The sequence below is a fragment of the Sphingomonas faeni genome (assembly GCF_024273235.1).
Classification (GTDB): Bacteria; Pseudomonadota; Alphaproteobacteria; order Sphingomonadales; family Sphingomonadaceae; genus Sphingomonas; species Sphingomonas faeni_A.
Map to the genome: position 1 here is coordinate 12,656 of NZ_JANBVH010000045.1, position 21,040 is coordinate 33,695.

Genomic DNA, 21,040 nt, shown 5'->3' on the forward strand with positions numbered 1-21,040 from the left:
CCGTGGTTCATCACAGTCGGGTAACAGATGAATGCTTTTCCGACTCAATACATCCAAAGGTCAGGCTGGCCCGATATTCGGCACCTTTGAAATATTTTTCTAGCATTGGACAAAGGTTACGACAAAACCATTTTTCCCGTTGGGTCGCGCGACGAGGCCACACACACTCCGCTGGTAAGCGCCTGGGCTAGGCGGCCCTGGTCCGTGCCGCTATCGGCATGTAACGACCGTACTTCGGCGCTTGTTACCGCATCGCGACGCGTTGCCCATTTGCCAGAGCGCGCTTCATCATGGCCGGGGTCGGGCCATGATGACGGCCGAGTTGTCGATCCGAGCGCCTCGCGCCGCTTCGGATCGGCGGGTCAGTAGTGAATGACCGTGCGGATCGACTTGCCTTCGTGCATCAGTGCGAAGGCCTCGTTGATCTCCTCCAAACCCATCGTGTGGGTTACGAATGGGGCCAGATCGATATCGCCTCTCATCGCGTCCTCGACCATGCCGGGGAGCTGTGTCCGTCCCTTGACGCCACCGAAAGCGGACCCCTTCCATACGCGGCCCGTGACGAGCTGGAATGGGCGGGTGGAGATTTCCTCGCCCGCGCCCGCAACGCCAATCACGATCGACTGACCCCAGCCACGGTGCGCTGATTCAAGCGCGGCGCGCATGACATGGACGTTGCCGATGCACTCGAAGGTATGATCGATGCCCCATCCCGTCATCTCGATCAGCACTTGCTGGATGGGCTTGTCATGGTCCTTGGGGTTGATGCACTCGGTCGCACCGAACTGGCGTGCCAGCGCGAACTTGGACGGATTGGTGTCGATGGCGATGATGCGACCCGCCTTCGCCTGGCGCGCACCCTGGATCGCCGCGAGGCCGATACCGCCCAGGCCGAACACGGCGACCGAGTCTCCGGGCTGGACCTTGGCGGTATTGTGGACTGCGCCGATGCCGGTCGTGACGCCGCAGCCCAGCAGGCAGACCTGTTCGGGGTTCGCCTCGGGATTGATCTTGGCGAGCGAGACTTCGGCGACGACAGTATATTCACTGAAGGTCGAACAGCCCATGTAATGATAAAGGGGCTGGCCATTGTACGAGAAGCGGGTGGTGCCATCGGGCATTAAGCCCTTGCCCTGCGTTTCGCGGACAGCGACGCACAGGTTGGTCTTGCCCGACACGCAGAAATCGCACTTGCCGCACTCGGCGGTGTAGAGCGGGATCACGTGATCGCCCGGCCCGACGCTGGTGACGCCCTCACCGACCTCGACAACGATGCCCGCCCCCTCGTGGCCCAGAACCACCGGGAAAACACCCTCCGGATCACTGCCCGCCAGCGTGTACGCATCGGTGTGGCACACGCCGGTGTGGGTTACCCGGATGAGCACTTCGCCCTTCCGGGGTGGGGCGACATCAATCTCGACGATTTGGAGTGGCTTGCCCGCCTCGAAGGCTACAGCGGCGCGAGATTTCATGTTGGGATACCCTAGTTGATTGAAACTGATTGCCGGCGCGAGGCCGTTGCGTCATCGCAAATTCGTCGTCGCTCTCATACTGGCAGGGAGTATCTTTACATACTCCCTGCCAGTATACAAGAGGTGTCCTGATGAGGATCTCAAACCAGAGAAGGCAGCAGGGGCTGGCTTCCAACTGCGGGAGAACACGGGCAAGAAAATGAGCCTGAAATCGCTACTTGAGATATGTACGCAGAATCTTCATTACGCCCTCCACCTTGTCATCGTGATCGCCGTTCTCGCTTTTGACGGCCGGAACTGCACCGGCACCGAATGTTTCCCTTAGGTGACTCTCCATCACTTCTGCCATCAGTCCATTTGTCGCGCCTCGCATGGCGACAATCTGCTGCAGCAGGGGAGTGCAATCGGCCCCGGCTTCGATCGCGCGTTCCAAAGCGTCCGCCTGGCCCTTGATACGCCGCAAGCGTGTAATGGCTCGCTTCTTGTCCTCTGATGAATGTGGCATCGCGCTTTCCCGAGAAATCGCTTCAGCATACTATACAGGGGGGGAGTTTCAATCCTGTCCAGAGACTGGCGCTTCTGTAATCAGGCGAGGTTCCCCGGCCATTTTCAAAATGCGCCCCCTCTGATCGGGCAGGCATAGCCGCCATGTTACCCTGAGACAGGTCTGGCACGCGGACGAGGAGCGGTCATGCTTTCAAGACTGCGCCACAAGCAACGACGGCATGGGCGCTGAGGGTCCGATCCTGTGTCCGGGAGGGGGAGCCATCGCTCGCTCCCCCAGGTTTGCCGGTCAGACCGTAACGACGACCTTGCCGATCTGGTCATTCGATTCGAGGAAGCGGTGTGCGTCTTGGATGGCGTCGAGCGAGAAGGTGCGCGCGATCCGCGGCTTGAGCGCGCCCGATTCCAGTCCCGCCACAATGAACGCCTTGGCGCGATCGAGGGCGGCGTCGTCCGAGACGATCTCGCTGTAGAGATAACCCTTGAGCGTGAGGCTCTTGCCCAGCACGGAGAACAACGGGAACGGCGTCGGCTCGCCGCTGAGCGCGCCATATTCAAGCAGAATGCCGCCGCGCGCCATGCTCGCGGTCAGCGGCTCGAACGACGGGCCTCCGACCGGGTCGAGCACCACGCGCGCACCTGCACCATCGGTTATCTCCATCACCTTTGCTACCAGATCCTCTTCCCCGGTCGCGACGACATGATGTGCACCGGCATCAAGCAGGGCTTGGCGCTTGGTGCCGGTACGCGTCGTCGCGATCACCGTCGCGCCGACCATCCGCGCAATCTGGAAGGCAGCAAGACCGACGCTGCTGGAAGCAGCGGTGACGATGACGAAATCGCCCTCGCCGAGCTTCGCCTGCTCCACCAGCGCACCCCAAGCGGTGACATACTGCATCCACACGGCCGCCGCTTCCTCGAACGAAAGCGCCGCCGGATGCTTGACGACGAGGCGGGCAGGCACGTTGGCGACCTCGCCATAGGTGCCCCAGCGCGCGATATCGAGCGGGGGGATGAGGCTGACGGCTTCGCCTTCCGCAAACCCGGTCACGTCCGCGCCGACCGTGCCGACAATACCGGCAGCCTCGTAGCCGAGGCGGCTCGGGAACTCGGCTTCCTGAAGGTAGGCATGGTTGCGGAACATCACTTCGGCGCGGTTTATGCCTATCGCCTTGACAGCGATCTGCACCTCGTCGGCCGCGGGCGCGGGCACTGCCACATCTTCAATCTTGAGGACGCTGGCGTCGCCATATTCGTGGATCCGAACGATGCGGCTCATGGACCATTCCTTGATTATTGAACGATCGTTCTGTATCGATGTCAGCGACGAGGTTCAAGCTATTATTTATCGATCATTCCATATCGGGCATCAGACATGACAGACACGAAAGCTCGTCGTGGCGCAGGCCGCCCTCGAGAGTTCAACACTGACGCTGCGCTCGACAAGGCGGTACGGCTGTTCTGGCAGCGCGGCTACGAGGCGACGTCGATGGCCGATCTGGTGGCAGAGACTGGCGTCGCCGCCGCCAGTCTCTATGCGGCGTTTGACAACAAGGCGGGGCTGTTCGCGGCGGTGATCGAGCGCTACGCTGCGACGTTCAGCGTCCACCTCTATGAACCCATCAACGATCCGGCGTTGTCCACCTTCGAAGCCGTCAAAGGCCTGCTGGAACGAGCGGCGTCATCGTTCTCGGAACCTGGAACGCCGGCCGGCTGCTTCATGTATTCGGCAGCGGCAGCCGTGTCGCCGGCGTCCGCCGCCATCGAATGCATGCTGCGCGACAAGCGTATCGCGGCGGAGGCCCTCCTGATCGAGCGTCTGCATCGCGGCGCCGCGCAGGGCGAGCTTGCGGCCGATACTGATCCGGCCGTCCTAGGCAAATTCATCAATACGGTCATGGAAGGCATGTCCGTTCAAGCGCGCGACGGCGCTACGATCAACGAACTTCTCTCCATCGCCGAAATGGCACTCGATCGATGGCCGGCTGCGGTTTGATCGTCCAGGCGAGATCCCAGCAGCCTGTTTTTCAACAGCCACGGACGGTTGTGACACCGCCTCAAATGATGCCACGTTTGTACGTAGCGGTGACCGACATATCGGCGTACCTTCAACGAGTAGCCGAGAATATTAAAGGGAGCGAAAGCATATGAGATGCGTGACGCTACCGGGCGGGGACGTCGTTCCTTCGATGGGTCAGGGCACCTGGAAGATGGGCGAGCGTGCCGAGCGGCGATCCGATGAGATTGCCGCACTACGCGCAGGTGTCGATTTGGGCATGACGCTGATCGATACCGCCGAAATGTACGGCGATGGTGCGGCGGAAACGCTGATTTGTGAGGCACTAGGCAACCTCCGCGACCAGTTGTTCCTCGTCAGCAAGGCATATCCACAGAACGCATCGCGCTCCCGCCTTGCCGGTGCGTGCGAGGCAAGCCTGAAGCGGCTCGGCACCGATCGGCTCGACCTCTACCTGCTCCACTGGCGCGGATCTGTGCCGCTTGCCGAGACCGTGGAGGCAATGGAGGCGCTGAAATCGGCAGGAAAGATTCGGCATTGGGGTGTCAGCAACCTCGATACCGACGATATGGACGAGCTTGTCGCTGCCGGTGGGGATGGCTGCGTGACCGATCAGGTCCTCTACAATCTCGTCCGTCGAGGCCCCGAGCTGGACCTGTTGCCGTGGCTCACCGATCATAAAGTGCCAGTGATGGCGTATAGTCCCGTCGAGCAGGGACGGCTCTCAAGCCATCCCGCTCTCGAAAAGATCGCAGCCGAGGTCGGTGCAACCTCTGCCCAAGTGGCACTCTCCTGGACGTTGCGGCACGATGGCCTCATCGCCATCCCGAAGGCGAGTTCGATCGCACATTTGCGGGAGAACCGCGCGGCCGCAGATATCGTCCTCTCCGACGCCGACCTTGCGACACTCGACGCGGCATTTCCCCGGCCACGCGACCGCCGCCCGCTCGAAATGCTCTAGCGTCAGATGGCGATATTCTCTCTCGAAGGAAGCGAACGCAAATCGGATCGCCTCGAGGCTTTCATGGACGCGGTGCTTGCGATCGCGATCACCCTTCCGGTGGTGGAACTGCACGCACCGAAGCCTGAGGAGGGCGACCTCGCAGCGGCCTATCTGAAGCTGGCACCCGAATACGCCGCTTACGGCTTGAGCGTAATCCTCATCGGCCTCTATTGGATTCACAGCCATTTCAGCGGCAAGCTGCTGGAGAAAACCGACCACGGCTACAATCTGCTGAGCATCGGCTTTCTGGCTGCCGTCAGTATCACTCCATTTCCCGCGCGTCCGTTGGTCGAACACTTCGCCGGAGATACGCAGAGCTCAACCGCCGCCCTATGATATCTGGGCATAGCAGCGACACCAGCGACCTCGTGGTTTCTTCGGTGGGTATACGCCACCGCCAGATGCCTCCCCGACCGGAGGCTGACCGAGGCTTATCTTCGCCGCCTGACCATCAAATATGGCCTGACCGCCGCTGCCTATTGGGCGGCATTCGGCTTGGCATTCTGGAATTGGCGTGCTGGACTAATCGCCGCGGGGATCGTGACGTTGAGCTACATCGTTCCGCCAGCAAAGCCCACCTACAAGCCAGGCTCAGAACCGAAGAATGACTGAAGCCGGCTGTTCGCCCGACACGGCGGATGCCGACTTTGGCTAATCAATCCAAGATTTTATCGATCGTGATCGGCAAAGACCGCACCCGCTTACCAGTCGCGTGATAGATCGCGTTGGCGATCGCAGCAGCGGTGCCGACGATGCCGATCTCGCCTAGGCCTTTCACTCCGAGCGGGGTCACTTCGGGGTCGGGTTCATCGACGAAGATCACTTGTATATCGTGGATGTCGGCGTGCACGGGCACATGATATTCGCCGAAATTGTGGTTCATCCAGCGACCCAGGCGGTGGTCGGGGAAGGTCTCCTCGTGGAGCGCCATGCCCATGCCCATCACTACGCCGCCCAGGATTTGGCTGCGCGCGGTTTTTGGGTTGATGATGCGGCCAGCGGCGACCGCGTCGACAATGCGTGTGACGCGGATCACGCCCAATTCCTCGTCGACCTTCACCTCTGCGAAGATTGCGCTGTGGGTGTTCTTTGACTTGTGCATACCCTTCCACATGTCGCCGAACCCGGGCGCCGCTGTCTCCTCCTCCTCGATCTGCGTCAGGTCCGCGGCACGCATCGCGTCGCCGAACGGCACCCGGACGGTCGGCGCGTCCTTCAACACGATACAGCCATCCTCGAACAGCACGTCGTCTATTGTCGCCTCGCCAAGCGGTGCACCGGCGATCTTGCCGGCTGCCTTCAACAGCTTCTTGCCGACCGCCTGGCACGCCAGCTGCACAGCCGCGCCGGACGACGCCGCGCCCCACGACCCGCCTTCGACCGGGGCGGTCGGCAGGTCGGAGTCGCCCAGCTTGGCGGTGATCTGCTCAGGGGGCAGGCCGAGGGTATCGGCGGCGACCAGGGTCATGACCGTGTAGCTGCCGGTGCCGATGTCCGACGTCGCGCAAGCCACTTCCAGGTGTCCGTTGGCCGTGAGCTTGGCGCTGGCGGACGTCTTCGAGAATTGCGCGTCCCACATGCCGGTCGCGCAACCCCAGCCGACCAGCTCCTTGCCGTCGCGCATCGACCGCGCCTCGGCCGAGCGCTTGCTCCATCCAAATGCCTCGGCACCCTCCTGAAATGCCTCGCGTAGCGCCTTGCTGGTGTACGGCGTGCCATTCATCGCATCGATCGGCGAATAGTTGATGAGGCGGAATTCGAGCGGATCGACCTTGGCTTCATAGGCCATCTCATCGATCGCGATCTCGAACAGCGTCATGCCGGTTGCCGCGCCCGGCGCGCGCATGTCCGCCGAGGTCGCGGTATCGACCTGCGCGACAGTATATTCAGCGTCAGCGTTCGGGCAGTCGTAGTTCATCAATCCCCAGGTGACGACATTCTCCATATTGTCCTCGTAGCGCGAGGTGGAGGTGGTCGCCTCGTTGCGGATCGCGGTGAGCTTGCCGGTGGTCTCCGCGCCCAGCGCGATGCTCTGGATCGCCTGGGGGCGGTAGGCGTGGCTGAACATCTGATTGCGCGTCATCGTGACGCGCACCGAGCGTTCCAGCATCTTGGCGGCAAGCACCGCCAGGAACACCTGATGCTGCGGCCGCAGGCCCGACCCGAATCCACCGCCGACATACGGGTTGAGGACCCGCACCTTCTTCCTGGAAAAGCCGAAGACGCTGGCGAGATAGGCCTGCACGACCTGAGACCCCTGCGTCTTGTCGTGGACGGTGATGCTGCCGTCGCCATGCCAATCGACGGTGGATGCGAACATTTCCATCGGATTGTGGTGCTCCGGCGCAAGCCGATAGTCGCCGGATACCTTGAGCGGGGCGTCCGCGAACGCCTGCGCCGCGTCCCCGCGGTCCTTGGGCGCCATGTAGCCGCTGCGCTTTTTCTTCGGCACGTACTTCTCGGCGAGTGCGACCTCGAAGTCGGTGTTGTGTGCCTCCGCCTCATAAGCGATTTCGATCAGGCTGGCGGCGTAGCGTGCCGCCTCGAACGTCTCGGCCATGACCAGCGCGATGGGCTGCTGGCTGAACTGGATGCGGTCATCGTAGAGCGCCCGGAACGGCGAGCCGGGGATCTTCAGCTCGTCTTGGTAGCTGTGGTCGGTCCAAGCAACGTGTGGCCGGTTCAGGTGGGTGATGACCTCGACGACGCCTGGCACGGCGCGTGCCGCCTCCTCATCGATGCTGACGATCCGCCCCTTGGCGATCGCCGCCTCGACGATGTAGCCGTACAGCAGGTTCTCCACCGGATGCTCGGCGGCGTAGCGCGCCGTGCCGGTGACCTTCTCGACGCCGTCGACGCGGTTGATTGCGCTGCCGATCCCGATCTTCGCTGCAGTAGCCATGATGCTCATTTCCTTACGCGACGCGCTTGTCGGTCTGCGATTGCGGGGTGGCCTCGACGGCCTGCTTCAGCGCACGGACGATTGCCTTGCGCGCGAGCGGGATCTTGAAGTCGTTTTCTCCCTGGCCGACCGCTCCGGCGAGCAGGGCGTCGGCGAAGGCGCCGAACGCTTGTGGCGACGGCTCCTGCCCATTCAGCAGCTCCTCGGCCTCCTTGCTGCGCCACGGCTTGTGCGCAACACCACCAAGCGCCACCCGCGCCTCAGCGATCGTGCCGCCTTCGACCCGCATCGCGACGGCCACCGACACCAGCGCGAAGGCGTAGGACAGACGATCGCGCAGCTTCAGGTAGGTGTAGTTCTGCGTGAAGTCCTCGGCCGGCAGGTCGATGCCCGTCACCAATTCGCCGAGTTTCAGCGTGTTGTCGCGCCACGGCTCGTCACCGGGCAGCCGATGGTAGTCGGCGATCGGGATCGCGCGGTCGCCTTCCGGACCGGTCACCTGGACGGTCGCGTCGAGCACTGCCAGCGCGACGCACATGTCCGACGGATGCGTGGCGATGCACTGGTCACTTGCGCCCAGAATCGCGTGGATGCGGTTGACACCGCCGATCGCCCCGCAGCCTGAGCCCGGCTCGCGCTTGTTACAGGGCGTAGCGACGTCGTAGAAATAATAGCAGCGCGTGCGCTGGTTGAGGTTGCCGCCATTGGTCGCGGCATTGCGCAACTGCGGACTGGCACCCGCCAGGATCGCCGAAGATAACAAGGGATAGCGCTGCTCGACCCGCGCGTCCCACGCAGTGTCGGAGTTCGGTACGAGCGCGCCCAGCCGCAGCCCTCCCCCGTCCAACTCTTCGATCGCATCGAGCGGCAGGCGGTTGATGTCGATCACCGTCACTGGCCGCTCGACGTTCTCTTTCATCAGGTCGATCAGGTTCGTGCCGCCCGCCAGATAGCGGACCTGCTCTCCGCCCGCTGCCTGCACCGCTTCGGTGACACTGGCAGGGCGGGCATAGTCGAAGCGGTTCATGCCTTCTCTCCGATCACGTCGAGCACCGCATCAACGATGTTCGTATAGGCGCCGCACCGGCACAGATTGCCGCTCATCAGCTCGCGGACCTCTTCTCTGGTCCTGGCCTTGCCCTCGTTGATGAGACCTTGCGCCGAGCAGATCTGGCCAGGGGTGCAATAACCGCACTGGAACGCGTCGTGGTTGCAGAAGGCGGATTGCAGCGGATGGAGGTTACCAGGCTGGCCCAGCCCCTCGATCGTCGTAATGTCCGTCCCGTCCAGCGTCACAGCCAGCTTGAGGCACGAGTTGATCCGGCGGCCGTCGATCAGCACGGTACATGCGCCGCACTGGCCGTGGTCGCAGCCCTTCTTGGTGCCGATCAGGTCTTCGCCTTCCCGCAGCAGGTCAAGCAACGTCGTCCAAGGCTCGATCGCGCGGGTGCGCGTCTCACCGTTGATCGTCAGCGTGGTTGGCACTGTGCCGATCGGCACGGCGGCGTATGTGGCGGAATTGACGGCTATCGGCATGATCGGCGCCTTCATGTTTTGCGTTAGGCCGGGATGGCGGCGATGTCGGCGGTGTTTTCCTCGGCAACCCCGTTCTCGCGGTGGCGAAAGGCGGACAGCGCACGATACACTTGCAGCCGCGCCCTCATCACCGATCCGAGCGGCCGATGCGCGGCCAGGCTGTGCGCCGGGCGAAAGGTCATCACTTCGTCGAAGTAGCGCACGCGCGCCGGGCTGTAGGCCTCCTGTGAAGGAATGCGGATCGTGGCGACGGTACGATACTGGCTGTCCTGCGACGGCCACTCGACAGAGGCGTCCTCGATCGGCTGCGTCTCGGCGTTCGCCCAGAGCTGCACCTTAAGTTCAAACACCGCCTCGTGGTCCCGGAAGTAATCGGTCGCGGCGTGGCGGAACCCGTCCTCGTCCTGATGCGGATCGAGCTGCCATTCGCTTAGCGCGTCCTGCGCCTGTGACGCCGGTACCGCGCCGAGCTTGGCGACGTAGTCACCGTAGCGCACCGGTGCCTGACTGAAATAGTCGTCGCCGATCGGATGGCTGAACGGGTGCCCGAAAAAGTCCGCCTTGGCATAGGCGGTGTTGAACAGGCCCAGCACCTTGTTGAAGTTGCGCGCCATTGACGACACCGCGCTCTTGACGCCCTCCGGCATCGGCGTCGCCACGCCGAGTTTCTTGGCGTCGCTGAGAAAGCCCGACGCGGTCCCCGATGGGAAGGTTCGTCCTGTAGCGAACACGAAGTCCTGCGTCGGCACATCGTGGCCGGGCAGCTTCTCGCCATCCACGCCGAACACCTTGATCGCCATGCCCCTGTGGGTGGAGACGCGGTCGCCAAGTGTCTCGCCCGGCCCTTGCGCGAAGCGGATCGCGACATCGTAGGTGCCCGCCGCGGCGAATAACCCCTGTGCCAGTTCCGGCGGAAGGTCGTCGGCGATCGTCAGCGTGCCGACGACGCAGGCCGAGCTCTTGGCGTGGCTGGCACGGACGGCGTGACCTTCGCGCTCCTCGACTGTCTCGGATTGCTGGGTCATGCCCTGGATGATGCCGTCGATCGTTTCCTGCTCGTCGGGCTCGGGCGTCTCGATGTCGTCGCGGTAGCGCAGGTAAGTCATGGCAGTCCTCAACGGGTCGGAGCGAATGAGAATAGCTGGGTGCGGATCGACGGCGGGGCGCCCGGCGTGAACCACTGCGTGTCCTGGATATGGCTGCCGGTGACGTAGATCGTCCCGTCAGGGCCCTCGCTGAACGTATCGGGCCAGCGCAGTCGCTTGTCGGTCAGGACGACCTCTGTGCCGGACCCGGCAAGCCGCCTGATCGAATAATCGGTCGGCGAGGTGATGTAGAGGGTCCCCGCTTTGCTCATCCACAGGCCGTCGGCGACGGCGGTGGTGGCGACCGTCTTCACCGCATCGGCACGGTCGCGCTCACTGACATCAGGGCGCAGTTTGTCGGTCGGGATCGAATAGAGCGTCTTGCCAGTCAGCGCCTGCCAATAGAGCGTCTTCCCGTCGTTCGAGATCGCAATGCCGTCGGAGGCGAACGCGGGCTGCCTCCCATCGGGCCGGACCAGCGGCTTGCCCTCAATCGCGACGGTGACGCTCTTGTCGATCTGGGTCGACGGATGACCGTCGAGGGTGCGGAAGCTCTTCCCACTGGCCAGATCGACGACGATGATCGCTCCGCGCGTGCCACTGTCGGTGATGTAGCCGGTCTGGCCGTCGGGCGAGAAGCGGATGTCGTTGAGGTAGGTGCCCTGCAGCGCAACGTCGCCAGGTACCGCGATGACCTTGGTCACCTTGTTGGTTTTGAGGTCGATACGGACGAGCTTCGGCGCGCCCTCCAGGATCTTCTCGTTGCCCGGTGCGCCGGGGTCGACCACCCACAAATTGCCGTGGCCGTCCGGCACAATCGATTGGACGCAGACAAAGTAGTCGCCAACCGGCATTTCGTTTGCCTTGGCATTGCGCCAGCTGTTCCACTTGGCATCGGGATAGGGCCGGAGCGACCCATTCGGCATCACCTCCGCAACCGAGATCGGCGCGTCGTCGGTCCAGCGCGGGAAGTTGACGAAGCGGCGCCCGTCAGCCGTGACGGCGACGCCGGTAACCTGGTGGTCGAAGCTCGCCACCTGCGTTAGCGCGGCGCTGCGTCCAGGCTGGGCATAAGCTGCTCCCGCCAGCGCTATCGTGAAGGCTCCTAGCCCGATCCAAACACCGCGCTTCCGCATCGGGCTGCTCCCGTTCACCGGACGCAAAGTGCGACGGTTTGTTGATCAACGACTGCGCTCCGTGATCGGACCCGAAAAAACCAAAAGATTAAATGGGTTATACAGAAACGTCATCAGCAGCAGCACCGGCAGGCAAAAGTATCAGCCGTTGCAAGCCTGCGCTGACGGGGTTCGACACCATTGTGTCCCCCCGATCGTTGACCGACGCAAACGGGACGGAGTCTTCATGCATCAGATCACTCGTGGCAACGGAAAACCCCTGCTACTCATCCATGGCGTGGGCAGCAGCTGGCGCGCCTGGCGGCCGATCCTGGATAATCTTGCGGTGGAAAGGTCGGTTATCGCCATCGATCTGCCGGGCCACGGAGAGACCCCGGCCGAGCCGGACAGCGGAACGTTCGAGGGGCTGGTCGGGAACGTAGAACGCTATCTCGTCGCAAACGACCTTGTTGGCGTCGATGTCGTAGGTAGCTCGATGGGCGCCCGGATCGTGCTGGAACTCGCATGTCGGGGCAAGGTCGGCAACGTGGTCGCGCTTGATCCAGGCGGCTTCTGGCGCGGTTGGGAGCGTCCTTTCTTCCGCACCACCATTGGATTGTCCGGGCGGTTACTGCGCGCGTTGCGGCCACGCCTGCCGGCGATCAGTCGCAGTGCTGTCGCGCGCACGGCGCTGCTCGCACAGCTATCAGCTAAGCCTGCCGCCCTTTCGCCCGAATTGGTTTGCACCGAGCTAACCGGCATCACCGACACACCGACGTTCGACGCGCTCGTCCGTGATCTCGCTGGCGGTCCCGAGCAGACAGGTCCTGCCGCTAACCCGGATCGGCGCATCGTCATCGGTTGGGGCAAGCATGATCGCCTGTGCCTGCCACGCCAAGCCGCCCGCGCCATCTCAGCGTTCCCAAGCGCAACGCTGCACTGGTTCGAGCACAGTGGTCATTTTCCGATGTGGGATGAACCGCGTGAAACGACTGAAATCATCCTACAGGCGACGCGCTGAGGGCTGCCCCCGCCTTCCGCCATGCCGTGTAGAACAGGACCGGATCGTTCGGCTGATACTCGTCGTCGGCCGCCGAATGTGACCGGCTGCTTGAGCAGGTCGAACCATCGGCAACCCTCTTGCAGCTCTCGCTCTCAGGTATCGTCAGTTTGTCCGATCGTATCGCTATCCTTGCGCGCCTCGACAATGACCTGCGCCATCGCCTCCGCCATCTGATGGTCACCGCCGACGATCTCGTCGGTCGGCCGAGCGAACAGGACCTGGCAGACCTGCGGGTCGAGGGGATGATCGGCACGGCCGCGGCCAAGCTGATGAGCACGATTGAGGCCGGTGGCAGCGACGGCGCCATTGCCAGGCGCGCGCTCGAGCGCCTGTTCGTGGAACATCAGCGTGGCCAGGATGCGGCATGAGCCTTCGGATCCGGCGCATCGCGCTTTCAAACTTCCGCAAATACCGCGATCCCTTCGTGCTCGACGGGCTGACCGATGGGCTCAACGTCATCATCGAACCCAACGAGACCGGCAAGTCGACGCTGCTAGAAGCGATGCGCGCCGCCTTCTTCATCCGGCACAACACCGCCAACCGGCTTGCGCGCAGCTATGCGCCTTACGGTGAGGCCGTCGCCCCGCAGATCGAGATCAGCTTCGAGGCGAAAGGCGAGGCGTGGGAAGTCAGCAAGCGCTTCCTGAAAAGTGCTTCGGTTGAGGTTCGGGGACCGAACGGGCGTGCGCAGGGCGAGGATGCCGAGGCGCAGCTGCAAGCGCTGCTCGGTGCGCGTCGCGACACCAGCCAGGGCGGCGAGGCGGCCGCCCACGGCGCACTCGGCCTGCTGTGGGTTGGGCAGGCGCAGGCGCTTGAAGTGACGGCGCCGGGCGAGATCGTGCGCGACAGCGTTCGCGCTACCCTGGAAGCTGAGGTCGGCACGATCATGGGTGGTGCCGCCTACCAGCGTGTCCGCCCCCGCATCGACAGCCAGTTTGCGGATGCTGTCTCGCGAGACGCGCATCCGACTTGGCGATGCCGAACTGATCATTCGCCCGCCGGTCGGACTGCAAGGCGCCGAAACGATACTTGGCAACGCGACCGATGACCTGAACGCAGGCTTGGCTGAGCACGGGGTGGAGAGTGTCGCTGCGGCTCGCGCTCGCAACGAGGCCGCGCGAGACGCAGTCGCCAACCTTCGCACGCTTGAAGCGCGGATCGTCGGAGTCACGCCTGCCGTGACGCTGCTCGACATCGAGGCGGGTGCGTCGGCCCTGAAGCTCTTCATTGCCGGATTGCGGGAAGGCGCGGAAGGGGAGGGGAGTGGCGAAGAACCAGAGGTCGAGGCGCTGATGATCGCATCAGGTGCGGCGAATACGGCACTGGCAAAGGCGGAAGGTGTCGATGCGGTGGCATCCGAGCAATTGCGCGAAGTGGAGGCGCGCAATGCTCCATTGATCGTGCAGGAAGCTGGCGCCGAGCGGGATGCGCTGAATGCCGCGGCACAGCTTGCCACCTTGGAAGCCAAGCCCGAGGCGGCCTCGCTTGACGACACTCTGCGCGATGCGCGCCAGCAGGAGGCGGCAGCGCTCGTTAACTTGCAGGACGCCGAACGCGCGGCGACCGCGCATGACGTTGTGACGATCGAACGGCAGATCGGCCTGCTGGATAAGCGGGTCGAGGTGGCCAGGGCCCAGCGCACCGATCTGGAAAAGGTAATCGCCGGGCTCGAGGCGCGGATCGAGGCGGAAGGCGGCAAGGGACTGGCCGATCGCGCCGCAGTTGCGCGTGAGGAGGCTGATGCCGCAGCTGCCAACCTGGCGCGTGTGACGCAGGAAGCCGAAACGCTTAAGCTGCTTCGTGACACGCTGGAGAGCGCACGTGCCGAGACATCACGGACGTTCGTCGGGCCGGTGGCGCGGCGTGCGCGCCGGCACATCGAACGGCTGCTGCCGGGCGCTGATCCCGGCTTTGGTGACGACCTTGGCCTGGCGTCGATTGCGCGGGGCGGATTGGGCGAAAGTTGCGGCGATCTCTCCAGGGGCACGCAGGAGCAGTTGGCGGTTCTCACTCGGCTCGCCTTTGCCGACATGCTCCTTGAACAGGGAATGCCAGTATCGCTGATCCTGGACGACCCGCTAGTCTACTCGGATGATACCCGCCTCGATCTCATGACTGAAATCCTGACGGAGGCGGCAACGCGGATGCAGGTCATTCTACTCACCTGCCGTGACCGCGCCTTCCGCCACCTTGGCAACCGGATCACCCTGACGGGAGGGCAGTAGCGCTGGTCAGTTGCCGCCTCACAAGGCAGTCCACTCTGCAGAGCTGGTCTGCAATCCAGTACGCTCGGACCTTCCCGATACCGACAACGGAGGTTTCCTCCAACCGCTCTTCTGGCTAGCATCCGCCATGGACAAGGCGAACGGCAGCTTCGATCTCTTCTCTGCACGCAAGGGGCGTAAGGTCGAGGCCATGCTCGTCGTGACCCCCTACGTCGAGCGTGAATTCTTCGACCGCCTTCTCTCACAGCTGCGCCCCAAGCGACTCAACGTAGTGATCAACGACGGCTGCAGGCTTGAGGACGAGACTATGATCGCCGAGGCTGCGGCCGCGGCGCCCCGTCGGCTCAAGTTGACCTGTGCCTTCGGTTCGGCGCCGGGCCTAGTGCATCTCAAGCTCTTCTACATCGTTTGGAGGACGGAGGGCGGGCGCACCGAGCGGTCGCTCGTCTTCGGCTCCGCCAATGCGACAAGGCAGGGCTTTAGCGGGATGCTCAACGCAGAGCTGATAGCGAACTGTCGGCTGACGAAGACGAACCATTCGGGGGTGATTGCTTGGTGTGAACGCGTCATGGCCGCGACGACCGCCGGCGAGCGGACATCCGTCGAGGCGCAGCACGACCTGACGCTAGACGGCGTATCGCTGAGGCTGCCTGCGATGGTCGTGGGACCGCGGAAGGGGGCGTCGAGCAGCTTCGACCTTTGGGTGCAGCGGGGATACCTGCTGGCCACTTACCGTCCGGAGCCGGGGTTCCTCAAGGTATCGATCCCGCTCAAGCGCGAACTCGAACAAACTGAACAGGCCAGATTTGTTGCGTCTGTGGGCTTCGATAAGCCGCCTTCCAAGCGTCTGACGTACACTTATGTGGGACAGGATGGCTTCCTGCCGGAGGAGGAGGAGTTCGCCGACGATGGGCGGCAAGGCGGCAACTGGCGCAGCCGCTACTTCGTCTGGACGCAGTTCGGCTTCTGGTGCTCCGAGGAATGAACCGCCCCGGGTTTGTCGGAGGCTCCAACTCCTGAGAAGGTGGAGCCATGACGAGCAAGACGACCAACAAGTTTGCGCCCGAAGTCCGCGAGCGAGCGGTGCGGATGGTTTTCGATCACGAGCGGGATCACCCGTCCAGGTGGGCGACCGTGGTATCGATTGCCGAGAAGATCGGCTGCGTTCCGCAGACGCTGCATGAGTGGGTGAAGAAGGCCGAGGTCGACAGCGGCAAGCGCGGCGGTATTCCGACCGAGGTGGCCGACAAGATGAAGGCGCTGGAGCGCGAGGTCCGTGAACTGCGGCAAGCCAACGAGCTCTTGCGTAAGGCGTCGGCATATTTCGCGCAGGCGGAGCTCGACCGCCCGTTCCGGCGATGATCGCTTTCATTGACGATCACCGCGATGCCTATGGGGTCGAGCCGATCTGCCGTGTCCTGCCGATCGCCCCATCTACCTACTACGAGCACGTGGCGCACCGACAGGATCCATCGCGTCTGTCGGCACGGGCGCGTGAGGATCTGATCCTCAAGCCCGAGATCGCTCGCGATTTCGCAGAGAATTTCGCGGTCTACGGCGTGCGCAAGGTCTGGCGGCAGATGGTGCGGGAGGGCTTTGTGGTCGCGCGCTGTACCGTGGAACGGCTGATGCGCGAGATGGGCTTGGCGGGGGTAATCCGCGGCAAGCCGGTGCGCACGACCATCAGCGATAAAGCGGCGCCGTGCCCGCGCGATCACGTCAACCGGCAGTTCTACGCCCCAGCGCCGAACATGCTGTGGGTGTCGGACTTTACCTACGTCGCGACCTGGGCGGGGTTCGTCTACGTCGCTTTTGTCATCGACACCTACGCTCGCCGAATCGTCGGATGGCGTGCCAGCAGGACAGCACATGCCAGCTTCGTCCTAGATGCACTCGAACAGGCGCTTCATGACCGAAGGCCGGTCCACCGTGGCGGCCTGGTTCACCACAGCGACCGCGGGTCGCAATACGTGTCTATCAAGTACACCGAGCGCCTCGCGGAGGCCGGCATCGAGCCGTCAGTCGGCAGTGTCGGCGACAGCTACGACAACGCTTTGGCCGAGACGATCAACGGACTGTACAAAGCCGAGGTGATCCACCGGCGCGGACCCTGGCGCAGTTTCGAAGCCGTCGAGTACGCCACGCTCGAATGGGTCGACTGGTTCAACCATCGTCGGCTGCTGGAGCCCATCGGGAACATCCCGCCTGCCGAAGCCGAAGATCAATATTATGCTGCTGCAGACAACATCGATATGGCAGCATGACTCACAACCCAAGGCCTCCGGCAGACCCGGGGCGGTTCATCACCCAGCAGTACGCGGAGAATGGCTCGCGCAGTAAGCACACCTATGGGCCGGTTATCTGCGGCCACGACGGGGATATTCTTTAGATGTCGCTCCTTCATCAGCTTGTAAACGTCCTGTAGAAGATCCGCCTCACGACACAGCGCGACATCGCGCGCCATAACCGTCGAGACCGGGCACATGTAGGTTGCGCCCTGACAGACGCTGATTTGCCGGACGACGTCGGTTTTGGTGACGACACCTTGTAGGGCCCCCGCGCTGTCGCATACGATCACGAGATCAGTGCCGGAGGACAGGAGTTTGGCGGCTTCGATCAGTCGCGCATCATCGGCGATCGTCACGAGTTTTTCGCGCGCCACCTCCAACATTCCTTCAACGAACATCGCCTTGCCCTCCTCTTCGCGCTGACATGCGCGCTAAACGTCGTTCTGTCGCCTGTAGAGATAAGGATCTGAGGACGGTTCAAACGGTCGGACGTGAGGCTGCCGTGCCCTTCACGCTTATTCAGAGACTTGTGGCTAGCAACCGCGGTTCAGACGGGACGAACTAGGGTTGACCAAAGATGACGTTGTTGCCATCTAAATAGCATGTACGCTTTCGCGCCATATTCGCGTTTCCGCGACCACGCAGGCCAACTCGCCGCACGCCTGTAGCCCGAGCTCGGCGGCATGCCGATCGGGTTCGGGCCTTATTCGATCTGATTTTCACGGACGCGCTCGGCGCGACCGTGTTCTCGAGTATGCGGATAACTGAAAATGCCTGATGTTGATTTCTCGGCGATTGATCGCCGATCGGAGCCTATTGCTTCACAGGACGCGGACAACCTAACTAGACGTGTGTTGGTATCCCGGCCCGAGAGTTTTTTCTCTCTTCGATTTCACCTGCAAGTTGAAGAGGAAGAAGCCGAGAATTTACCAGCTCGTCGATCACGGGGCCGCCAACGCGGGCTACATCGCTTTATCGACTTAAACTTGCTGTTATTGATCCTGTTTATCGGCGTTCCGATCTTGGTGTACTGCATCCTTTCAACCGTTACCTAGCCTTGGCTAGCGGTCCGAACCGGGATTTTTGAACAAAAATCCTGCCGGCACGTAGTCCCTGGAAAGGTATGGTTATGAAACATACGATGATTGTCGTGGCGGCGCTCTTGGTCCTCGCTCCAGCCCCGGCTTTTGCTGACGTACCGGGGAGAGGCTGAATCAGCCGCGAGAAAGCGTCTGCTGGCCTCGCCAAGCGGGGCTATTATGTTACCAAGATCGAAGCCGACGATGGGCATTGGGAAGGTGAAGCTGTTCGAAAGGGCATCCGCTACGAGTTCCATGTTAACCCCAAAACCGGCCAGATCACCAAGTTGGAACGTGATCGCGATTAAGTGAACGACGGTGTTCCACAATTCTGTTTTGGCGCTGCCGGTGATCGCCTGCTCCGTCCTGATCCTGTTACCTTGACAGCACGGCCTCAGGGCATCACCTCTAGTTGATGTACGCTCCTGCGACACACCAGCGTTTTCGCGACCACTCGGGCCAGCTCGCCGCACGCGGTTAGCCCGGGCTTTGTCGGCAGATCGCCGCCAAGGTTCGGGCCTTATTCGGAATAATTAACTCCGGCCGCGCGCGACGCGCCGTGGCCTCGAATAACCGGATACCGCATCATGCATACTCAAGCTGCACAACTAGACGCTCGTCCTGTCATTCACGTCTCGATCGACGAGTGTGATTCCCTCTCTGCACTGGCGTTAAGCGCCCAGCACCGACATCCCCAATCCTCGTCCATGCTTCTGGCCGAGCTCGATCGTGCCGAACTTTACGAGGCGTCTGATATCCTCCCAGAGGCCGTTACGATGAACTCAATCGTCGAATTCTTGGATGAAGAGAGCGGTGTGCGTCGCGTTGTCCGGCTGGTTTACCCTAACGAGGCAGATATCGATGCTGGACGGATTTCGATCCTGACACCAATCGGGGCGGGACTGATCGGTATGTCCGCGGGCCATGCGATCTCTTGGCCGGATCGTGAAGGCCACGTTCGCTCTCTGAGGATCGTCAGCGTTACTCAGCCTGATAAGGGTTTAGGCGCATGATCGAGGAACTGGCCCGTCATCGATGCAGCGGCGACGATGGCACACCTCTTTTCGTGGTAGAACGCTGTCATGTCTTCATGACCCAGGGCGATACTGGCTTACGTCAGTATCGAGGTGCCGCCTGGTTGACGCTGCTCGATGGCGAGCCTGTTCGCTACATTGATGCGCGAACGTTCGAGGTCGTCGCGAGCGGTGAACTGATCGCCCATGATCCCGCAACGTGTGATTGCGCGCCAGCGGTCGAGGTGTTCACACAAGACGGTCGGCGCGAGGGACGGGACGCGAGCATCTAGTTCTGCCGCTCAGACATGACATCGATCATCGCGTCGACAAGCTGCGCTGCGTCGTCGCGATTCTAGCGTAACGGCAAAAAGCGGTTAACGCTTTACCGCACTTCGAGCAGTGCCGCTTTTCACACCCGTTCCGCTCAGGGCAGTGCTAGCCGCGCGCAAAAGAATCCGTCGCGCAGCAAAGCTTGCCGGCACTGTCTGCGATCCAAAGCGCTGCGCGAACCCCTCTCGCCAAAGCCTCGACGCTACAACATGAACCTCCTCGCGAGTTGGCGAGCGCTCATCATTAATGCAGGCGGTGATCGCTGGGTACAATTGAGGCATAAGAACGGCTTCTGTCGGTGCGATTGGCTCACTAGGCCAAAGGTCAACACCTTGCTCGCACCGGCGTTTTAGAGCTTGCCTGCGTTGCCGGCGCCAAGCGCGGCCCGCGAACCAGAGGGGTACTGCGGCAACTACCGCAAACGTCAAAGTCATCTCAAGGAACTGACTCTTCGGTAACTCACCAAATAAGCCTAGCACCAGAAAAATCAGAATAGCGGGGGCGCCCCATTCCGGATGCAGCGCGAGCCGAAAAACGTACCACAGTAACCAGCAAAGCAGCGCCGCGGCCGCCAGGCTGCCTACGATTAGGCCGATTGCTCCGGCCGCAATGAGGATCAACTGCATGCGCCGACTCCTTCCCGCATTATATATCGCATTACGATAAACATTGCAATTGGAACCTCTTACGAACTCGATCAATCGACACGCGCGAGTAGCTCGGCCAGCATAGGCCTAAGCCGTATAATCTCCTCGCGATGCGTCTCCGAGAGCTGTTTCAGAAGCGTTTGTGCTTTCTGCGTCAATTCAAGGAGAGCCTGTCGGCCGTCGTCCGGCGATGGCCTACGTATTACCAAGCCCAGCGTTTCGAGACGATCGATCAACCCGGTCGCGCTGTGCGGTTTCAAGGCCAGACGCTCCGCGACGTAGCCCACGCTCACGTTCGCGGAGGCAGCCCCCCGGATCGCGAGCAGCGCCTGGTGTTGCTGAGGCTTCAAGCCGCAGCTAGCCGCGCCTCGTTCACTGAACACCAGAAACTGACGAAGCGCATAACGGAAGTCTGCAAGCGCCGCATAGTCGGCGTCGGCTAACTCATTCCGATCAATCATCACTCATATCCCAGGCGTTGAAGTATATCGTGGCACGATATAGTGATCGCCCTTTCTGAACCGGCGAGAGTGCATGACGGCTTCCACCATCAACATCCCAAAGCCCAAACGGCTTGCCGATCATAGCGCCGACTGGCGAATGATCATGCTCGCTGGAGCAGCGGTCGTGGTCGGCACGGGCGCAGCGTTCGGTGCCTGGATCCTCTTAAAGCTGATCGCATTTGCCACCAACCTGTTCTGGTTCGGCAGGATATCGGCCGCGCCCGCTGAAATCATGGACGCGAACGTTGGCCTTGC

General features: G+C 62.3%; 23 protein-coding genes, 1 pseudogene and 1 other annotated feature. Of the genes and pseudogenes, 13 read left to right on the forward strand and 11 right to left on the reverse strand.

Annotated features, from left to right (window positions below; all coding sequences use genetic code 11):
* Positions 1-362: 362 nt before the first annotated feature.
* From NLI89_RS18680 to NLI89_RS18690, 3 genes are all read right to left on the reverse strand, one after another.
* Positions 363-1,472 (reverse strand): S-(hydroxymethyl)glutathione dehydrogenase/class III alcohol dehydrogenase, encoded by a 1,110-nt coding sequence (locus NLI89_RS18680; protein WP_254688357.1) that lies wholly within the window; start codon positions 1,470-1,472, stop codon positions 363-365.
* Between the two features lie 214 nt (positions 1,473-1,686).
* Complete coding sequence (locus NLI89_RS18685; RefSeq protein ID WP_254688358.1) at positions 1,687-1,977, reverse strand: metal/formaldehyde-sensitive transcriptional repressor; 291 nt, start codon at positions 1,975-1,977, stop codon at positions 1,687-1,689.
* A 288-nt stretch (positions 1,978-2,265) separates the two neighbouring features.
* The gene (locus NLI89_RS18690) at positions 2,266-3,255 is read right to left on the reverse strand and encodes a zinc-dependent alcohol dehydrogenase family protein (RefSeq protein ID WP_145147035.1); all 990 of its coding nucleotides are present in this window, start codon (positions 3,253-3,255) and stop codon (positions 2,266-2,268) included.
* Between the two features lie 96 nt (positions 3,256-3,351).
* Between NLI89_RS18690 and NLI89_RS18695 the strand changes: the two genes are divergently transcribed.
* The 3 genes from NLI89_RS18695 to NLI89_RS18705 all read left to right on the forward strand — a co-directional run bounded on the left by NLI89_RS18695 (position 3,352) and on the right by NLI89_RS18705 (position 5,332).
* Entirely contained in the window at positions 3,352-3,972 is a 621-nt protein-coding gene (locus NLI89_RS18695) for a TetR/AcrR family transcriptional regulator (RefSeq protein ID WP_254688359.1), read from the forward strand.
* 151 nt (positions 3,973-4,123) lie between these two features.
* Positions 4,124-4,954 (forward strand): aldo/keto reductase, encoded by an 831-nt coding sequence (locus NLI89_RS18700; RefSeq protein WP_254688360.1) that lies wholly within the window; start codon positions 4,124-4,126, stop codon positions 4,952-4,954.
* A 6-nt stretch (positions 4,955-4,960) separates the two neighbouring features.
* On the forward strand, positions 4,961-5,332 hold the full coding sequence (locus tag NLI89_RS18705; RefSeq protein ID WP_254688361.1) for a TMEM175 family protein: 372 nt from the start codon (positions 4,961-4,963) through the stop codon (positions 5,330-5,332).
* Between the two features lie 319 nt (positions 5,333-5,651).
* On the opposite strand, the gene NLI89_RS18710 is transcribed toward NLI89_RS18705, so the two are convergent.
* The 5 genes from NLI89_RS18710 to NLI89_RS18730 are packed head-to-tail and all read right to left on the reverse strand — an operon-like array spanning position 5,652 to position 11,655.
* Positions 5,652-7,898: a xanthine dehydrogenase family protein molybdopterin-binding subunit gene (locus NLI89_RS18710; protein WP_254688362.1), complete on the reverse strand. Its 2,247-nt coding sequence runs from the start codon at positions 7,896-7,898 to the stop codon at positions 5,652-5,654.
* A 13-nt stretch (positions 7,899-7,911) separates the two neighbouring features.
* Entirely contained in the window at positions 7,912-8,925 is a 1,014-nt protein-coding gene (locus NLI89_RS18715) for an FAD binding domain-containing protein (RefSeq protein ID WP_254688363.1), read from the reverse strand.
* Positions 8,922-9,434 carry a (2Fe-2S)-binding protein gene (locus tag NLI89_RS18720; RefSeq protein ID WP_254688376.1) on the reverse strand — a complete coding sequence of 171 codons (513 nt, stop codon included), beginning with the start codon at positions 9,432-9,434 and terminating at the stop codon, positions 8,922-8,924. The genes NLI89_RS18715 and NLI89_RS18720 overlap by 4 nt, the downstream gene beginning before the upstream one ends.
* Positions 9,435-9,457: 23 nt before the next feature.
* Entirely contained in the window at positions 9,458-10,540 is a 1,083-nt protein-coding gene (locus tag NLI89_RS18725) for a catalase family protein (RefSeq protein WP_254688364.1), read from the reverse strand.
* A gap of 8 nt (positions 10,541-10,548) precedes the next feature.
* On the reverse strand, positions 10,549-11,655 hold the full coding sequence (locus tag NLI89_RS18730; RefSeq protein WP_254688365.1) for a major royal jelly family protein: 1,107 nt from the start codon (positions 11,653-11,655) through the stop codon (positions 10,549-10,551).
* Positions 11,656-11,881: 226 nt separating this feature from the next.
* On the opposite strand from NLI89_RS18730, the gene NLI89_RS18735 reads away from it, so the two are divergent.
* From NLI89_RS18735 to NLI89_RS18760, 6 genes are all read left to right on the forward strand, one after another.
* Positions 11,882-12,655 carry an alpha/beta fold hydrolase gene (locus tag NLI89_RS18735; RefSeq protein ID WP_254688366.1) on the forward strand — a complete coding sequence of 258 codons (774 nt, stop codon included), beginning with the start codon at positions 11,882-11,884 and terminating at the stop codon, positions 12,653-12,655.
* A gap of 119 nt (positions 12,656-12,774) precedes the next feature.
* The gene (locus NLI89_RS18740) at positions 12,775-13,065 is read left to right on the forward strand and encodes a hypothetical protein (protein ID WP_254688367.1); all 291 of its coding nucleotides are present in this window, start codon (positions 12,775-12,777) and stop codon (positions 13,063-13,065) included.
* Positions 13,062-13,745, forward strand: coding sequence for an AAA family ATPase (locus NLI89_RS18745; protein WP_254688368.1), 684 nt, complete (start codon positions 13,062-13,064; stop codon positions 13,743-13,745). The genes NLI89_RS18740 and NLI89_RS18745 overlap by 4 nt, the downstream gene beginning before the upstream one ends.
* Positions 13,639-14,922 carry an ATP-binding protein gene (locus tag NLI89_RS18750; RefSeq protein WP_254688369.1) on the forward strand — a complete coding sequence of 428 codons (1,284 nt, stop codon included), beginning with the start codon at positions 13,639-13,641 and terminating at the stop codon, positions 14,920-14,922. Before NLI89_RS18745 ends, NLI89_RS18750 begins: the two co-directional genes overlap by 107 nt.
* 127 nt (positions 14,923-15,049) lie before the next feature.
* Positions 15,050-15,907 carry a hypothetical protein gene (locus NLI89_RS18755; protein WP_254688370.1) on the forward strand — a complete coding sequence of 286 codons (858 nt, stop codon included), beginning with the start codon at positions 15,050-15,052 and terminating at the stop codon, positions 15,905-15,907.
* A 47-nt stretch (positions 15,908-15,954) separates the two neighbouring features.
* A protein-coding gene (locus NLI89_RS18760; protein ID WP_439144544.1) for an IS3 family transposase occupies positions 15,955-17,186 on the forward strand; the annotation gives its coding sequence in 2 pieces (ribosomal slippage) (positions 15,955-16,252 and positions 16,252-17,186; 1,233 coding nt in all).
* Positions 16,239-16,355, forward strand: a sequence feature (AL1L pseudoknot). (Overlaps the previous gene by 117 nt.)
* Here the strand turns inward: NLI89_RS18760 and NLI89_RS18765 are convergent.
* Positions 17,150-17,608 carry a CBS domain-containing protein gene (locus tag NLI89_RS18765; RefSeq protein WP_254688372.1) on the reverse strand — a complete coding sequence of 153 codons (459 nt, stop codon included), beginning with the start codon at positions 17,606-17,608 and terminating at the stop codon, positions 17,150-17,152. The genes NLI89_RS18760 and NLI89_RS18765 overlap by 37 nt on opposite strands.
* A gap of 815 nt (positions 17,609-18,423) precedes the next feature.
* Between NLI89_RS18765 and NLI89_RS21940 the strand changes: the two genes are divergently transcribed.
* The 3 genes from NLI89_RS21940 (at position 18,424) to NLI89_RS18775 (ending at position 19,595) form a co-directional block, all read left to right on the forward strand.
* Positions 18,424-18,597: a PepSY domain-containing protein gene (locus NLI89_RS21940; protein ID WP_368077303.1), complete on the forward strand. Its 174-nt coding sequence runs from the start codon at positions 18,424-18,426 to the stop codon at positions 18,595-18,597.
* A 279-nt stretch (positions 18,598-18,876) separates the two neighbouring features.
* Entirely contained in the window at positions 18,877-19,302 is a 426-nt protein-coding gene (gene rnk / locus NLI89_RS18770) for a nucleoside diphosphate kinase regulator (protein WP_254688373.1), read from the forward strand.
* Positions 19,299-19,595 (forward strand): hypothetical protein, encoded by a 297-nt coding sequence (locus NLI89_RS18775; protein WP_254688374.1) that lies wholly within the window; start codon positions 19,299-19,301, stop codon positions 19,593-19,595. Before rnk ends, NLI89_RS18775 begins: the two co-directional genes overlap by 4 nt.
* An 84-nt stretch (positions 19,596-19,679) precedes the next feature.
* On the opposite strand, the gene NLI89_RS18780 is transcribed toward NLI89_RS18775, so the two are convergent.
* Both NLI89_RS18780 and NLI89_RS18785 read right to left on the reverse strand, forming a co-directional pair.
* On the reverse strand, positions 19,680-20,261 hold the full coding sequence (locus NLI89_RS18780; RefSeq protein ID WP_254688375.1) for a hypothetical protein: 582 nt from the start codon (positions 20,259-20,261) through the stop codon (positions 19,680-19,682).
* A 71-nt stretch (positions 20,262-20,332) separates the two neighbouring features.
* Complete coding sequence (locus NLI89_RS18785; protein ID WP_031439593.1) at positions 20,333-20,743, reverse strand: MarR family winged helix-turn-helix transcriptional regulator; 411 nt, start codon at positions 20,741-20,743, stop codon at positions 20,333-20,335.
* 73 nt (positions 20,744-20,816) lie between these two features.
* Here NLI89_RS18785 and NLI89_RS18790 point away from each other — a divergent pair.
* Positions 20,817-21,040, forward strand: a pseudogene (locus NLI89_RS18790) (hypothetical protein); the annotation flags it as partial.